This is a genomic window from Actinosynnema sp. NPDC050801 (genome assembly GCF_040673975.1).
GTDB lineage: Bacteria > Actinomycetota > Actinomycetes > Mycobacteriales > Pseudonocardiaceae > Actinosynnema.
On sequence record NZ_JBFAQZ010000008.1, the window covers coordinates 284,946 to 299,522 of the forward strand.

18 protein-coding genes are annotated in these 14,577 nt (G+C 75.1%); 13 read left to right on the forward strand and 5 right to left on the reverse strand.

Annotation, left to right across the window (positions count from 1 at the left end; all coding sequences use genetic code 11):
• Positions 1 to 4 precede the first annotated feature (4 nt).
• The 9 genes from AB0K14_RS20560 to AB0K14_RS20600 all read left to right on the forward strand — a co-directional run bounded on the left by AB0K14_RS20560 (position 5) and on the right by AB0K14_RS20600 (position 6,928).
• Positions 5 to 571, forward strand: coding sequence for a DUF3090 domain-containing protein (locus tag AB0K14_RS20560; protein WP_360451602.1), 567 nt, complete (start codon positions 5 to 7; stop codon positions 569 to 571).
• Between the two features lie 8 nt (positions 572 to 579).
• A complete protein-coding gene (locus AB0K14_RS20565; RefSeq protein ID WP_360451604.1) occupies positions 580 to 1,374 on the forward strand; it encodes an SCO1664 family protein in 795 nt (264 codons plus the stop codon).
• Between the two features lie 88 nt (positions 1,375 to 1,462).
• Positions 1,463 to 1,936 (forward strand): GNAT family N-acetyltransferase, encoded by a 474-nt coding sequence (locus AB0K14_RS20570; protein ID WP_360451606.1) that lies wholly within the window; start codon positions 1,463 to 1,465, stop codon positions 1,934 to 1,936.
• Positions 1,937 to 1,957: 21 nt separating this feature from the next.
• Positions 1,958 to 2,698 (forward strand): aminoglycoside phosphotransferase family protein, encoded by a 741-nt coding sequence (locus AB0K14_RS20575; protein ID WP_360451608.1) that lies wholly within the window; start codon positions 1,958 to 1,960, stop codon positions 2,696 to 2,698.
• A gap of 11 nt (positions 2,699 to 2,709) precedes the next feature.
• Complete coding sequence (locus tag AB0K14_RS20580) at positions 2,710 to 3,516, forward strand: DUF3097 domain-containing protein (RefSeq protein ID WP_360451610.1); 807 nt, start codon at positions 2,710 to 2,712, stop codon at positions 3,514 to 3,516.
• Between the two features lie 40 nt (positions 3,517 to 3,556).
• Positions 3,557 to 3,982 (forward strand): NfeD family protein, encoded by a 426-nt coding sequence (locus AB0K14_RS20585; protein ID WP_360451612.1) that lies wholly within the window; start codon positions 3,557 to 3,559, stop codon positions 3,980 to 3,982.
• 16 nt (positions 3,983 to 3,998) lie between these two features.
• On the forward strand, positions 3,999 to 5,222 hold the full coding sequence (locus AB0K14_RS20590) for an SPFH domain-containing protein (RefSeq protein WP_360451614.1): 1,224 nt from the start codon (positions 3,999 to 4,001) through the stop codon (positions 5,220 to 5,222).
• 195 nt (positions 5,223 to 5,417) lie between these two features.
• On the forward strand, positions 5,418 to 6,377 hold the full coding sequence (locus AB0K14_RS20595; protein ID WP_360451616.1) for a hypothetical protein: 960 nt from the start codon (positions 5,418 to 5,420) through the stop codon (positions 6,375 to 6,377).
• A gap of 269 nt (positions 6,378 to 6,646) precedes the next feature.
• Complete coding sequence (locus tag AB0K14_RS20600; protein ID WP_360451618.1) at positions 6,647 to 6,928, forward strand: hypothetical protein; 282 nt, start codon at positions 6,647 to 6,649, stop codon at positions 6,926 to 6,928.
• Positions 6,929 to 7,016: 88 nt separating this feature from the next.
• Here AB0K14_RS20600 and AB0K14_RS20605 read toward each other — a convergent pair whose 3' ends face one another.
• On the reverse strand, positions 7,017 to 8,393 hold the full coding sequence (locus AB0K14_RS20605; RefSeq protein WP_360451620.1) for an amidase family protein: 1,377 nt from the start codon (positions 8,391 to 8,393) through the stop codon (positions 7,017 to 7,019).
• 36 nt (positions 8,394 to 8,429) lie between these two features.
• A complete protein-coding gene (locus AB0K14_RS20610) occupies positions 8,430 to 8,954 on the reverse strand; it encodes a DUF1707 domain-containing protein (protein WP_360451622.1) in 525 nt (174 codons plus the stop codon).
• A gap of 87 nt (positions 8,955 to 9,041) precedes the next feature.
• Between AB0K14_RS20610 and AB0K14_RS20615 the strand changes: the two genes are divergently transcribed.
• On the forward strand, positions 9,042 to 9,938 hold the full coding sequence (locus AB0K14_RS20615; RefSeq protein ID WP_360451624.1) for a pentapeptide repeat-containing protein: 897 nt from the start codon (positions 9,042 to 9,044) through the stop codon (positions 9,936 to 9,938).
• 120 nt (positions 9,939 to 10,058) lie between these two features.
• Here AB0K14_RS20615 and AB0K14_RS20620 read toward each other — a convergent pair whose 3' ends face one another.
• A complete protein-coding gene (locus tag AB0K14_RS20620) occupies positions 10,059 to 10,571 on the reverse strand; it encodes a CGNR zinc finger domain-containing protein (protein WP_360451626.1) in 513 nt (170 codons plus the stop codon).
• Positions 10,572 to 10,769: 198 nt separating this feature from the next.
• Between AB0K14_RS20620 and AB0K14_RS20625 the strand changes: the two genes are divergently transcribed.
• Positions 10,770 to 11,447, forward strand: coding sequence for a TetR/AcrR family transcriptional regulator (locus AB0K14_RS20625; RefSeq protein WP_360451628.1), 678 nt, complete (start codon positions 10,770 to 10,772; stop codon positions 11,445 to 11,447).
• Here AB0K14_RS20625 and AB0K14_RS20630 read toward each other — a convergent pair.
• Positions 11,352 to 12,239 (reverse strand): sucrase ferredoxin, encoded by an 888-nt coding sequence (locus tag AB0K14_RS20630; protein WP_360451630.1) that lies wholly within the window; start codon positions 12,237 to 12,239, stop codon positions 11,352 to 11,354. The two genes, AB0K14_RS20625 and AB0K14_RS20630, sit on opposite strands and share 96 nt — an antisense overlap.
• A 157-nt stretch (positions 12,240 to 12,396) precedes the next feature.
• Here AB0K14_RS20630 and AB0K14_RS20635 point away from each other — a divergent pair, with 157 nt between their 5' ends.
• Entirely contained in the window at positions 12,397 to 13,092 is a 696-nt protein-coding gene (locus AB0K14_RS20635) for a hypothetical protein (RefSeq protein WP_360451798.1), read from the forward strand.
• Positions 13,080 to 13,793 carry an SDR family oxidoreductase gene (locus AB0K14_RS20640; protein ID WP_360451632.1) on the forward strand — a complete coding sequence of 238 codons (714 nt, stop codon included), beginning with the start codon at positions 13,080 to 13,082 and terminating at the stop codon, positions 13,791 to 13,793. Before AB0K14_RS20635 ends, AB0K14_RS20640 begins: the two co-directional genes overlap by 13 nt.
• Here AB0K14_RS20640 and map read toward each other — a convergent pair.
• Positions 13,753 to 14,547, reverse strand: coding sequence for a type I methionyl aminopeptidase (gene map, locus AB0K14_RS20645; protein ID WP_360451634.1), 795 nt, complete (start codon positions 14,545 to 14,547; stop codon positions 13,753 to 13,755). The genes AB0K14_RS20640 and map overlap by 41 nt on opposite strands.
• Between the last annotated feature and the right edge of the window lie 30 nt (positions 14,548 to 14,577).

Below are 14,577 nucleotides of genomic sequence, written 5' to 3' on the forward strand. Positions count from 1 at the left end.
TGTCATGGCACGCGTCATCCACGTATTCCGCCAGCCCGACCGGTTCGTCGCCGGCACAGTCGGGCAGCCTGGCGAGCGCACGTTCTACCTGCAGGCCTCCGAGGAGGCCCGGCTGGTCAGCGTGGCGCTGGAGAAGCAACAGGTCGCCGTACTCGCCGAGCGCATCGGCTCGCTGCTGGAGGAGGTGCACCGGCGGTTTGGCGCGGAGGTTCCCGACGCGGCCCCGGAGGACCTCCGGGACACCGAACCCCTGGAGGTGCCGGTCGAGGAGGAGTTCAAGGTCGGCACGATGGGGCTGGGCTGGGACGCGGAGTCCCGCGCGGTGGTCGTCGAGCTGCTCGCGATCACCGAGGAGGAGGTCGACGAGGCGGTGGTCCTCGACGACACCGAGGAGGGGCCCGACGCGGTGCGGGTGTTCCTGAGCCCGGTGGAGGCGCGGGCGTTCGCCGAGCGCGCGGAGCGGGTGGTGCGGGCGGGCCGCAAGCCGTGTCCGCTGTGCGCGGAGCCGTTGGACCCGGAGGGGCACGTCTGCCCGCGGCAGAACGGCTACCGTCGTTCGGACGAGGGCTGAGCGCGGCGGTGGGTCCGGCTGACGACGGGGTGCTCGACCTGCTGCGGCGTGGCCGCATGGAGGTCGAGGGCCGGTTGGTGGACGCGTCGAACGCGACGTTGTTCTGCGGGATCAGCCTGGACGGCGTGACCGCGAAGTGCGTGTACAAGCCGGTGCGCGGCGAGCGGCCGTTGTGGGACTTCCCCGACGGCACGCTGGCGGGTCGCGAGGTGGCGACGTACCTGGTGTCGGAGGCGGCGGGGCTGCACCTGGTGCCGCCGACGGTGCTGCGGGCCGGTCCGTTCGGGACGGGCATGGTGCAGCTGTGGGTGGAGACCCGCGAGGACGACGACCTGGTGGACATCGTGCCGGTGGACGAGGTGCGGCCGGGGTGGCGTCCGGTGTTGCGGGCGCACGACCGGTACGGGGAGCCGGCGGTGCTGGCGCACGCCGACCACCCGCGGGTGCGGCTGATGGCGGCGTTCGACGTGGTGGTGAACAACGCCGACCGCAAGGGCGGTCACGTGCTGCACTCGGTGGACGGCGCGGTGTACGGGGTGGACCACGGGATCTGCCTGCACGCCGACGACAAGCTGCGCACGGTGCTGTGGGGTTGGTTGGGCGAGGAGTTGCCGGGGGAGGCCGTGGAGGCGCTGCGGCGGTTGCGGTCGGGGTTGGACGGCGGGTTGGCCGACGGGCTGCACGAGCACGTGACGCGCGCGGAGGTGCGGTCGTTGACCGAGCGGGTGGAGAAGCTGCTGGCGGCGGGGGTGTACCCGGAGCCGTCCGACGACTGGCCCGCGATCCCCTGGCCCGCGTTCTGAGCGGTGCTCCGACCGGCGCGGACCGCGCCGGGGTGGATCCGGGGCGGGGAACTTCTGGCGGTCCGGGCGCATGGGGTGTACTTGCCGCGTGGGCGTCGAACTGCGCGAGGTGACCGCCGCGGACGTGTTGGTGTTCTTCGAGCACCAGCGCGACCCGGAGGCGGTGCGGATGGCCGCGTTCACCTCGGCGGACCCGTCGGACCGGGCGGCGTTCCTGGTGCGGTGGGCGCGGATCCTGGCCGACGACTCGGTGGTGGCGCGGACGGTGGTGTTCGACGGCGAGGTGGTGGGGCACGTGGGCCGGTTCACCCGGTTCGGTGAGCCCGAGGTGACGTTCTGGATCGACCGGGAGCACTGGGGCAAGGGGTTGGCGACGGCGGCGTTGGAGTCGTTGCTGCGGCAGGAGCGGGTGCGTCCGCTGTTCGCGCGGGCGGCGGTGGACAACCTGGGGTCGCTGCGGGTGTTGGCGAAGTGCGGGTTCGTGGCGGTGGGCGAGGACGTGGGGTTCGCCGAGGGGCGGGGCGAGGACGTGGAGGAGTTCATCCTCAGGTTGGACGGCTGAGCGGTGTCGTTGGAGCAGCGCATGGTGCGGCGCTTCGGCGCCGGGGTGCGGTCGTGGCTGGCGGGGTTGGACCCGCTGGTGGCGGGTCTGTGCCGGGACTGGGGGCTGGAGGTGGTGCGGCCGTTGTCGGGTGGCACGTCGCACGCGCTGCTGTGCCGTCGGGCCGGGGAGCCGGTGGTGCTGAAGGTGACGCCGCAGCCGCCGATCGCGGTGCGGGAGGAGGCGGCGCTGCGGGCGTGGGAGCCGTCGCCGCGGGTGGTGCGGGTGCTGCGGTCGGATCCGGCGCGGGGCGCGTTGCTGCTGGAGGGGCTGGTGCCGGGCACGCCCGCGGTCGACGGCCCGGGGCTGGCGGAGGTGCTGCGTGAGCTGCACATCCCGCCGCGCGAGGGGTTCGCGCCGTTGAGCGAGCGGGTGGACTTCGTGTTCGGGTTGCTGCGGGCCCGGCACCCCGGCGATCACGACGCGGCGCACGCGCGGGCGGCGGAGCTGGCCCGTGACCGGGTGCGGGCGACGATGCTGCACGGCGACCTGCACCTGGGCAACGTGCTGGACGCGGGTCCGCGCGGGTTGGTGGCGATCGACCCGCGGCCGTGCGTGGGCGACCCGGCCGTGGACGCGGTCGACCTGGCCTATGCCTCCCCCGACCTGCGGGACGGCATCGAGAAGTGGTCGGCGGTGGTGGACGGCGACCGGTTGGCGGCGTGGTGCGGCGTGTTCGCCGGGTTCTTCCCTGACCACCCGTCGGTGGCCGCGGGCCGGTAACGTCGCCGGCCGTGCGATCACACGACTACGGCCGCGACGTGCTGTCGGGCCGCAAGCGCAGGACGGTGCCCGAGGTGGTGGCCGAGGTCGGGCTGGTGGCGGAGGACCCGGCGTCGGGGTTCACCGGCGCGGTGGTGCGGTTCGAGCACGGGCAGGTGGTGCTGGAGGACCGGCGGGGCCGGCACCGGCTGTTCCCGCTGCGACCGGCGGGTTTCCTGGTGGACGGGCAGCCGGTGACGTTGGTGCGGCCGGCGCCCGCGGCGGCGGCGCCGGCGCGGACGGCGTCGGGGTCGGTGCGGGTCGAGGGGTTGCGCGCCCGCACGGCCCGTGACAGCCGCATCTGGGTGGAGGGCCTGCACGACGCGGAGCTGGTGGAGCGGGTGTGGGGGCACGACCTGCGGGTGGAGGGGGTGGTGGTCGAGCCGCTGGACGGGGTGGACGTGCTGGCCGACCGGGTCGCGGAGTTCGGCACCGCGCCGGACCGGCGGCTGGGTGTGCTGGTGGACCACCTGGTGCCGGGCAGCAAGGAGTCGCGGCTGGTCTCGGCGGTCCGCGACGCGAACGTGCTGGTCACGGGCCACCCGTACGTGGACGTGTGGCAGGCGGTGAAGCCCGGGTCGGTGGGGATCGCGGCGTGGCCGGTGGTGCCGCGCGGGGTGCCGTGGAAGGAGGGCGTGTGCGCCGCCCTGGGGTGGGGCGAGCCCTACGAGGGGTGGCGGCGGGTGTTGGCGGGGGTGTCGGGGTTCCGGGACCTGGAGACGCCGCTGATCGGCGCGGTGGAGCGGTTGATCGACTTCGTGACCGGGCCCGCGGCCTGAAAGCCCCACCCGGGTCCGCGGAAAGTGCGAGGATAGGTGTGTGGCCGCGCTGATCTGGTTGATCCTCGGTGTCGTCCTGGTGGCGGCCGAGATCCTGTCGGGCGACTTCGTGCTGGTCATGCTGGGGCTGGCGGCGTTGGGCGCGGCGGGGGCGTCGGCGATGGGCGCGGACGTGGTGGTCAGCGCCGTCGTGTTCGGCGTGGTGTCGTTGGGCCTGGTGGTGGGCGCGCGGCCGGCGATCAAGCGCCGGATGGCGTTGGGTCAGGGCCACCGGTCGGGCGTGGAGGCCCTGGTGGGCAGCACGGCCGTGGTCGTGTCCACTGTGGACGGACACGGCGGTAGGGTGCGGATCGGTGGCGAGGTGTGGTCGGCGCGGTCGTTGGACCGCGAGGTCATCGAGCCCGGCGCCGAAGTGACTGTTGTCGAGATCTCGGGCGCGACCGCTGTGGTGCTGTCCGGGGCCTGAGTGGAGGCTGGGAGAGTTGACCACGACGCTGATCGTCATCGCGGTCCTGGTGCTGTTCGTGCTGATCGTGACGGTGAAGTCGGTGCTGGTGATCCCGCAGGCCACGGCCGCGGTGATCGAGCGGCTGGGCCGTTACCGCACGACCGCGGCGCCGGGGTTGAACATCCTGGTGCCGTTCCTCGACCGGGTGCGGGCGCGGATCGACCTGCGCGAGCAGGTGGTGTCGTTCCCGCCGCAGCCGGTGATCACCCGGGACAACCTGACCGTGTCGATCGACACGGTGGTCTACTTCCAGGTGACCGATCCGCGGGCGGCGGTGTACGAGATCTCGAACTACATCGTGGGTGTGGAGCAGTTGGCGACCACGACGCTGCGCAACCTGGTGGGCGGGATGAGCCTGGAGGAGACGCTGACCTCCCGTGACCAGATCAACAACCAGTTGCGCGGTGTGCTGGACGAGGCGACCGGGCGGTGGGGCATCCGGGTGGCGCGGGTGGAGTTGAAGGCGGTCGACCCGCCGCCGTCGATCCGGGACTCGATGGAGAAGCAGATGCGCGCGGACCGGGAGAAGCGCGCGATGATCCTGAACGCGGAGGGTCAGCGGGAGGCGGCGATCAAGTCCGCCGAGGGTCAGAAGCAGGCGCAGATCCTGTCGGCGGAGGGCGCGAAGCAGGCGGCGATCCTGACGGCGGAGGCGGAGCGGCAGTCGGCGATCCTGCGGGCGCAGGGTGAGCGGGCGGCCCGGTACCTGCAGGCGCAGGGTCAGGCGAAGGCGATCGAGAAGGTGTTCGCGGCGATCAAGGCGGGCAGGCCGACGCCGGAGGTGCTGGCCTACCAGTACCTGCAGACGTTGCCGCAGATGGCGCAGGGTGACGCGAACAAGGTGTGGCTGGTGCCGTCGGACTACGGCAAGGCGCTGGAGGGGTTCGCGAAGATGCTGGGCGCGCCGGGCGAGGACGGGGTGTTCCGCTACGAGCCGCCCGCCTACGAGGAGCCGGTGACCTCGGCGCCGGAGCAGGACGACCCGTCGGTGGCGGACTGGTTCGACACGGCGCCGGATCCGGCGGTGGCCGAGGCGGTGCGGGCGGCGGAGGCGGTGGCGCGCAAGGAGGTGCCCGGTCCGTTGGAGCACACCGCGGTGGAGCGGGGTGCGGCCGATCGCGGCGCGTTGGGCCAGGCCTCGTCGGCGCGCGAGGTGGCGGGCGGGCAGGCGGAGCCGCCGCGGTCGCTGCACGAGTGACCCGCGGGCGACCTCCGGGCGTGGGTGGTCCCGCGCGCGGGGTGGCCGCCGGGGTCGAGTGATCTTCGACGCAGTGGTGGGGGGTGTCGGCGTGGTCGCCGGCACCCCCTTTCGCGTGGTCGGGGGCGGGTGATCACGTGACGGGCGTCCGGTTGGGGTCTCGTCGGGCGGGCCGGGGTGCGGTTGGATGTCGCGGTGGACGTTTTGGCCGGTCGTGCGGCGACCGTGCTGGCCCGTGTCGACGTCCCGTGGCCGGCGCGGTGGGACGAGTTGGCGTCGGTGGTGGCGGAGCTGTCGGAGCTGGTGCGGGGTGGTCCGGGCGGGCGGGTGTCGGCGCAGGAGCTGGCCGAGGTGTTGGTGGCGGCGGTGCGGGGTGGGCACCGGGCGGCGTTGACGACCCTGGTGGACCGGGTGCTGGACCTGCACGCGGTGGCGTGCGCGGCCGAGCCGCCCGGTGGTCGGGAGCTGGCGGCGTGGTTGTTGTGGTTGCAGACGGGGTTCGCCGAGCCGCCGGAGGTGCGGTTGGCGGCCTACGCGTCGTCGTTGGGCGCGGAGGGGTTGGCGTTCTACCGGGCGGAGGCGGTGGCGCGGTTCGAGCGGTTGCCGGTGATCGGGTTCGGCGCGACGGGGCGTTACGACCGGGAGCGGTGGGCGTTGCTGCGGGTGATGGAGGAGTTGGCCGAGCACACCGGTGACGTGGAGCTGCAGGTGTCGGTGTTGTCGAAGGACCTGTCGTCGGGGTGGCACTACCTGCAGGTGGCGACGGTGTTGCGGGACGCGGGCCGGTCGGAGGAGGCGCTGGGGTGGGTGGAGCGCGGTCTGGCGGCGACGGGGTGGCGTGGCGCGGCGGCCCGGTTGGTGGACCTGGGGGTGGACGAGTGCCTGCGCGCGGGGTGGGTGGCGCGGGCGGTGGGGTTGCGGCGGCGGGCGTTGCTGGCGCAGCCGGGGTGGGGGAACTACGCGCGGTTGCGGGCGGTGGCGGCGTCGTCGGGTGACTGGCCCGCGGTGCGCGAGGAGGTGCTGGCGGCCTTGGGTGATCGCGGTGACGACGTGTTGCGGCAGGTGGTGGAGGCGGAGTTGGCCGCGGTGTCGGGTGGCGCGGTACCGGAGTGGTTGCGGCGGTGGCGGGCGGAACTGGCGCGTCGGGAGCGGTGACGGGCGCGCCCCGAGGGGGTGCGGGGTGGGTGGTGACCCGTCGGGGCGACGGTGGTGCGGGGTGGCAGTGCACGCGGTGCCACGCCCGCCGGTGTCCCGGTTCCCCGTCGCGTGGGACGCGTGCCCGGACGGGGGTGCGGGTTCGTGGTCCGGCATCCCGTGGCGCGGTGCGGGCATTCCCGGACGACCGCGGCCCGCTCGTTCCGACGCGTCCGGTGTCCGGGGGGGCGGGTGCGGTCCACGAACGACTCCGGGAAGGGGAACGACCGATGACGAACATGGTCCGCGTGGCGGCCCTGGCCGCGAGCGCCTGCGCCGCGGTCGCGTTGTCGCTGCTGACGGCCTCGCCGGCGCAGGCGACCTACGCCGAGCGCATGGATCACCTCGCGGGCAGGAAGTACGCCCTCAACGACGGCGCCGGCGCGGGGTGTCAGGTCGGCGCGCTGAGCGCGGACACCTGTGACAAGTTCCTCGCCGACAACGGGATCACCGACTCGACCCACCGCACGGAGGCCTGTGCGTTGGCGAAGAAGAAGTCCGGGGGCCGGTAGCGGTCGCGTGGTGGGCGCACGCCGTCGCGGCGCGGGCGTCCCGTGTCGTCCGGGTCGGGTCCGGTGGCCCGGCCCGGACGCGCGGTGGTCAGGTGTAGGCGGGTGGGCGGCGGTCGGTCCAGGGGCGGGCGCGTTGGAGTTGGCCGGCGGCGGTGAGGATGGTGCGTTCGTCGTGGGCGGGGGCGACGAGTTGCACGGCCAGGGGCAGGCCGGTGCGGGTGTGCCCGGCGGGGACGGAGGCGGCGGGGTAGCCGGTGACGTTCCACAGGGGCAGGAACGTGGTCATGCGGGCGGCGGCGAGCAGGGCGGCGAGGGTGGGTCGGCGGTTCCACTCGCCCACGCGCAGGGGTGGTCTGCTGAGCACGGGGGTGAGCAGCAGGTCGTGGTCGTGGAAGAGGCGGTCGACGCGGTCGGTGAGCTTCGCGGTGCGGGCGAGGGCGGCGCGCACGGCGGGCGCGGGCAGGGACCGGCCGAGGGCGGCGACGGCGCGGGTGCGGGCGTCGAGCCGGTCGGGGCGGTCCAGCGCGCGTTCGGTGGTGGCGGCGCTGTGCAGGTAGCGGGCGGCGAACGCGGCGGGTCCGGTGAGGTCGTGCAGGTCGGGGTCGACGCGGGTGACGTCGTGGCCGAGGTCGGCGAGCAGGCCGGCGGTGTCCAGGACGGCGTCGCGGACCTCGGGGTCGACCGGGATGCCGGGTCCCCAGGTGCGCAGGGACACCGCGATGCGCAGGGTGCGGGTGTCGGTGACGGCCGCGGTGTGGTCGGTGCCGGGTGCGAGGACGTCGAGCAGCAGGGCGGCGTCGGCGACGTGGCGGGTGATGGGTCCGGCGGCGACCAGGCCGCCCCAGACGTCGCGGTCGGGGGTGAGGGGGATGTGGTCGCGGTGGGGCTTGAGGCCGAACAGGCCGGTGCAGGCGGCGGGGATGCGCACGGAGCCGCCGCCGTCGGTGCCGATGGCGGCGCCGACGAGGCCGGCGGCGACGGCGGCGGCCGATCCGCCGCTGGATCCGCCGGGTGAGTGGTCGGGTGACCAGGGGTTGCGGGTGGCGCCGGCCCAGGTGGACTCGGTGTGGGGCCACAGGCCGAGTTCGGGCATGCGGGTGCGGCCGACGATGACGGCTCCGGCGTCGCGCAGGCGGCGGACGATCTCGGCGTCGGCGGGCGCGGTGGTGTCGACGGCGGCGGTGCCCTTGGTGGTGGGCAGGCCGGCGATGGCGAGGTCTTCCTTGACCGCGACGGGCACGCCGAGCAGGGGCGCGTCCTCGCCGCGGGCGCGGCGGGCGTCGGCGTGGTCGGCGTCGGCGAGGGCTCGGTCGGTGAACACGAGCCGGAAGGCGTTGAGCACGCGGTCGTGGCGGTCGATGCGGCGCAGGCATTCGGCGACGAGGTCGCGTGAGGTGAGCGTGCCGGATCGCAACAGCTCGGCCTGTCGGGCGGCGCCCGCGAAGCACGCGTCGGTCAGGTCCATGTCCGGACTGTAGGGCAGGAGCGGGGTCGGAGTGGATCAGCCGCGGGGTGTCGGGGTGATCGCGTCGCGGGGTCGCGGCCGGCCGGGGTGGGCGCGGCGGTGCGCGTGGTGGCGCACGCCGCGGTGCACGAGCAGGGCGATCAGCAGCAGCGGCCACGGGAACGGCAGGGGTGAGGCGATCCAGGCGACGGTGATCAGCAGCAGCGCGACGGGCAGCAGGGGTGGCCGGCGGCGGGCGGGTGTCGTGGTGGGCGGCGGCGGCGGTGGGGCGGGCAGGTCGGCGGTGAGGGCGGCGAGGTCGTGGCGGTGCACGGCGGTGTAGGCGGCGGCGATGCGGTGGTCGGCTTCGGCGAGGGTGAGCCTGCCCTCGCCCACGGCGTCGCGCAGGCGGGCGGCGGTGTGGTCGCGGTCGGTGTCGGAGGCCCGAAGCGGCGGGGGCGGCTCGTGGGGCGGAGGGTCGGTCGGGGTCGGGTCGGTGCCGGGCGGGTGGTGCGGGGCCCGGTCGGGCAGGGATGGGCCGGTCGGGGGCCGGTGGGTGTGCGGGTCGGGTGTGGGTCGCATGTCCTCGATGCTCCGCGCGGGCGGGTCTCGCGGCGTCGGTCGGGAAGCGGTGACGGGAAGTACGTCCGCGGACGTACGAGGACGGGCATGATCGGGGGTATGTCGTCGTGGCTGGTGGCGTTGGCGGTGGCCGTGGTCGTCGTCTGGATCGGTGTGCGCCATGCGCGCGCGTCGCGTGCGGAGACGTTGTTGGACGAGCACGCGCGGCGGCGGGTGGGGCCGGACGCGGTGGCGGCCCCGGCCCCGGTGTCGGTGTGGCGGGAGGCCAACCGGTTGTTCCGGGCGGGCGAGGTGGAGGGGTTGCTGCTGTTGGCCGAGATCGGCAGGCGGGTGCCGAAGCGGCGGCAGGCGGTGGTGACGGCGTGGCTGGCGGCGTTGCGGGGCGGGGTGAGCCGGGGGTTGGACGCGCCGTGGCGGCTGGCGGTGCAGCGGGAGCTGGTGTCGCACCTGCGGCCGGGTGAGGACTTCTGGCCGGGGATGGACGTGGTGGCGCCGGGGGCGATCCTGGTGGACGTGGACCTGTCGGGGTGCCGGGTGAACCGGGTGGACCTGGTGGGTGCGGTGTTCCTGGGCGACGCGCGGTTCGAGGCGATGACGGTGACGGGGGACGCGAACTTCGCGGGCGCGCGGTTCCTGCGGCACGCGGTGTTCAGCGACGCGTTGTTCGCGCGGTCGGTGTCGTTCGGGTTGGCGGTGTTCGCGGGCAACGTGTCGTTGCGGTCGGCGCAGGTGGCCGACCAGTTGGTGTTCGCGCGGGCGAAGGTGTCGGGTCGGGCCGACCTGCGGCGGGCCGAGGTGTCGGGTCGGGCGGACTTCCGGCACGTGCGGTTCGGTGGTCGGGCGTTGTTCGGCGAGGTGGTGTTCCACCAGGACGCGTGGTTCCGGCACGCGTGGTTCCGCGGTCGCACGGACGTGGGGTCGGCGTTGATCGGCGAGGCGGCGGAGTTCGGCAACGCCCGCTTCGGTCGCCGCGTCCTGCACTGAGGCCCCCGCACCAGATCCCCCGCACCAGGCCCCTGCACCGAGGCGGCGCGCGCCGCCGCCCGCCCGGGCCGGGTGGTCGGGGTTCGGTGGTTGGGGTGTGGTGGGTCGGGTGGGTGCGGGTCAGGTGGTGCGGGTGCGGTGGTCGGCGACGTGGACGCGGTTGGCGCAGCGGGTGCTGCAGAAGCGGCGGCGGGCGTTGCGGGAGGTGTCGACGTAGACGGTGTGGCAGCCGGGTCGGGCGCAGCGGCCGAGGCGGCGGGGGTCCTCGCAGACGGCGTGGGCGAGGCCGGCGGCGGTGAAGGCGCGGACGCGGTGGGGTGTGGGTGCGTGTTCGGGAGCGAAGTGCAGGTGGGGTGGCCGGTCGTCGTGGGTGGAGATGTAGGGCTTGGCGGCGGCCTCGGCGAGCAGGTCGTTGACGAGGGCGACCTGGTCGGGGGTGTGGTCGAAGACGGGTGAGAGGCGGGCGGCCCAGGCGGTGAGTTCGCGGGCCTGCCGGTCGTCGAGGGCGCCGAGGGGTTTGTAGCCGTGGTCGCGCAGCAGGTCGAGCAGGTCCGCGGCGGTGCTGTCGGGGTCGGTGTTGACCAGGGCGGCGGCGAGTTCGGCCGCGGCCCCGCCGTAAGGGTTGAAATGCACTGAACCATGACACCACGCTGGTGGGGTGAACACCAGATGCCCGTGGTGCGGGTGGCCCAGCGCCGAGCGCGCGTATCCGGTCTCGTCGCACGGTGCGGTGGACTACGTGCGGTGCGTGTGCGGGGTGTGGCTGGTGGTGGAGGCGGGGCGGGTGGTGGCGACGGCGGGCCGGCCGCGGTCGGCTAGTGTCCTGTCCCCGTGACGAGCCGTCGGGACCTGTTGTGCGATTGCGCGATCGCGGTGTTGGCGGCGGAGGGTGGTCGTGGTCTGACGCACCGGGCGGTGGACCGGGCGGCGGGGGTGCCGCAGGGCACGACGAAGAACTACTTCCCGTCGCGGGACGCGTTGTTGGGCGGTGCGGCGGCGCGGATGACGGCGTTGCACGCGGCGGCGGTGCGGCGGTTGCGGGAGACGACGCCGGAGGGGATCACGGCGGCGGAGGTGGCGCGGCTGTACCCGGCGTTGCTGCGGCGTGCGGTGGTGCAGGACCCGACGCAGTTGTTGGCGATGGTGGAGCTGTACCTGGAGGCGGTGCGGCGGCCGGGGGTGCGTGAGGCGTTGGGGCGGATGGCGGTGTCCAACGCGCGGGCGGGCGCGGGGTTGCACGCGGCGGCGGGGTTGGCGGGCACGGTGCGGGACGCGGGGTTGTTGGACGCCTATTTCCTGGGTGTGGCGGTGTCGTTGTTGGCGTTGCCGGAGGCGGCGTTGCGGACGGTGGGGTTGGACGACCCGGACGCGGTGGGGTTGGGGTTGTTCCACGCGGCGGTGCCGGGTGCGCGGTCAGCCGACGGGGACGAGCGGGCGCACGGCGGTGGCGACGAGCCCGGTGGCGGGGGTGGGGACCGCGCCGCAGCTGGCGGGGCGGGTGGCCGGTAGGTCGAGGGTGTCGACGGTGACGCGCCAGGCGCGGCCGTCGGTGTGGTGGACGGTGTCGCCGCGCACGGTGAGCACGTCGCGGTGTTCGCCGGTGAGGTCGCGGACGGCGAGTTCGGCGACCTGGCCGTGCGGGGTGTGGGTGCTGCGGCCGCGGCAGCGGTCGGTGAGGACGTGGCCGCGGCCGGCGTGGTCGAGCAGGCGGGCGGCGAGGTCGGTGTCGAGGCGGCCGTAGGTGTAGCCGGTGGGCAGCAGCACGCCGGTGGGGGCGAAGCGGTGGCCGCCGGTGTGGGTGCACTCCCAGACGGCGTCGGGCCGGGTCGCGGCGAGGTCCTCGGCGAGGGGACGGCCGAGCAGGGCGCAGCACACGTCGCGGCGGCTGTTGGCGCACACGAGCAGCAGCGGGTCGGCGACAGGGGTGCCCAGGCCGGTGGGGCGTCCGGCGGCGAGGGCGGCGAAGTCGAGGTCGAGCAGGTCCGCGGGCGTGGCGAGGTCGGCCTGCTCCAGGCGGGGCCGGCCGGGGGTGGTGGCGGCGAGGTAGACGCGGCGGGGTGCGTCGTGGTGGGTGTCGGCGTGGCGGCCGGGGCGGCGGATGAGCAGGACGCGGACGCCGGTGTCGGCGGCGCGGCGGGCGAGTTCGGCGCCGAGGGCGGGGTCGAGCCGGCTCTGGGTGAGGGCGTCGCGGCCCCAGGGTCCGGGTTGTTCGAGGCAGAGCCAGGCGGCGGCGGTGGCGGCGGTGCCCGCCTGCGGTTCGTCGAGGTCCGCGGAGATCGCGGCGCAACGCGGCTCGGTCACCTCCCCAGGGTGCCCTGGCGGGGCCGTTCGAGTGACACCGGGGTCCGGATTCACGCGTTCGGGCGGCACGTGATCGCCGTGCGTGTGCGATGTTCGCGACGGGTGGACGGCGGGCGGTGGTCCGGTGGTGTCGGCGGGACGTAGGTTCGGGGTCGTGATGATCACGGGCGAGGCGGCGGGTGTGCGGTTCGTGGCGGCACCCCCGGCGCGGGGTGGCCGGCGGTTGGTCGTGGTGTGGCACCTGCTGGGTGAGCCGGGGACACCGGAGGCCATGGCCGAGGCGTTGCCGTTGACGGGTGTGGACGCGTGGCGGCTGTACGCGGCACTGCCGGCGTGGGGCCAGGGCCCGGACCCGGTGGCCGACGGGTACGCGGCGATGGTGGAGTCGGCGGTGGCCGCGATGCCCGCCCTGGTCGGGGCGGCGCGGGACCGGTTGGGGTGCGACGACGGGCCGGTGGACCTGGTCGGCGGTTCGGCGGGCGGGCACGTCTGCCTGGTCACGGCCGTGCGGGACGTGGTGGCGGTGCGGCGGGTGGCGGTGGTCAACCCGGCGGTGCGGGTGGAGGCGGTGGTGGAGGCGTCGATCGCGGTGGGCGCGCTGGAGCCCTACACGTGGACCGACGCCTCGCGCGCGGCGGCGGAGCCGTTGGACGTGCTCGCCCGGGCGCGACGGGTGGACGTGCCGCTGCTGGTGGTGCGGGGCGAGGGGGAGTACGCGGCGTTCCGGCCGGTGCAGGCGGCGTTGTGCGCGGCGGTGCCGGGCGCGCGGCTGGTGGACGTGCCCGGACTGGCGCACATGCTGGTGACCGGGCAGGACGTGGTGGACGCGGAGGTGACGGCGTGGCTGGCCTGATCGTGGTGACGGGCGGGAGCCGGGGTATCGGCGCGGCGGTGGTGCGGCGGGTCGCGGCCGACGGGCACCGGGTGGTGATCGGCTACCGGGCCGCGGCCGGGGAGGCGGAGGCGTTGGCGCGGGAGGTGGGCGGTGTCGCGGTGCGGGCGGAGGTGTCCGACGAGGCCGACGTGGACGCCCTGTTCGACGCCGCGGCGGGGTTGGGTCAGGTGACGGGGGTGGTGATCAACGCGGGCGTCACCAGCCCGGTGGGACCGTTGGCGCGGCTGCGGACCGAGGACCTGCGCCGGGTGGTGGAGGTCAACGTGGTGGGCGCGTTGCTGTGCGCGCGGCGGGCGGCGCGGGACCTGGTGGCGGGCGGGTCGATCGTGTCGCTGTCGTCGGCGGCGGCCACGACGGGGTCGCCGGGCGAGTACGTGCACTACGCGGCGAGCAAGGCGGCGGTGGACGCGATGACCGTGGGCCTGGCCAAGGAGCTGGGTCCGCGGGGGATCCGGGTGAACGCGGTGGCGGCCGGGACGGTCCGCACCGCGATCCACGAGCTGTCGGGGGTGCCGGACCGGCCCGACCGGGTGGCGTCGACCATCCCGCTGGGCCGTCCCGGCGAGCCGGCGGAGATCGCCGAGGCGGTGGCGTGGCTGCTGGGCGACGCCGCGTCGTTCACGACCGGCGCGGTGCTGCGGGTAGCCGGGGGGCTGTGAGCACGCGGGGTCCGTCCTCGGTGACGGCGACGGTGTGCTCGACGTGGGCGGCGCGGCTGCCGTCGACGGTGTGCAGGGCCCAGCCGTCCTCGGCGGCGTAGTAGGCGTCGCCCCCGCCGGCGTGGAACATCGGCTCGATGGCGATGGCCATGCCGGGGCGCAGGGTGAGGCCGCGGCCGGGCCTGCCCTCGTTGGGCACGCCGGGCGCCTCGTGCATGGCGCGGCCGATGCCGTGGCCGCCGAAGTCGGCGGGCATGCCGTAGCCGGCGGCGCGACCGATCACGCCGATGGCGTGGGAGACGTCGCCGATCCGCGCGCCCGGCACGGCCGCGGCGATCCCGGCCTCCAGGGCGCGCCGGGCGGTGTCGATGAGCAGCAGGTCGGCGGGGTCGGCCCGGCCGACGACGAAGCTGACGGCGGAGTCGCCGTGCCAGCCGTCGAGGTGGGCGCCGCAGTCGATGCTGACCAGGTCGCCGTCGCGCAGCCGGTAGCCGTCGGGGATGCCGTGCACGACGAGGTCGTTGACCGAGGCGCAGATGACGCCGGGGAACGGGGTGGGCGCGAACGACGGGTGGTAGTGCAGGAACGACGACCCGGCGCCCGCGTCGCGGATGACCTGGTGGGCGACCTCGTCGAGCTCCAGCAGGGAGACCCCGATCGCGGCGTGGTCGCGCACCGCGGCCAGCGCGTCGGCCACCACGACTCCGGCGGCGCGCATGGCGTCCAACTCGCCGGGGCTCTTCAACTCGATCACCACATGCTCCCTACCGTGATAGTTATACCG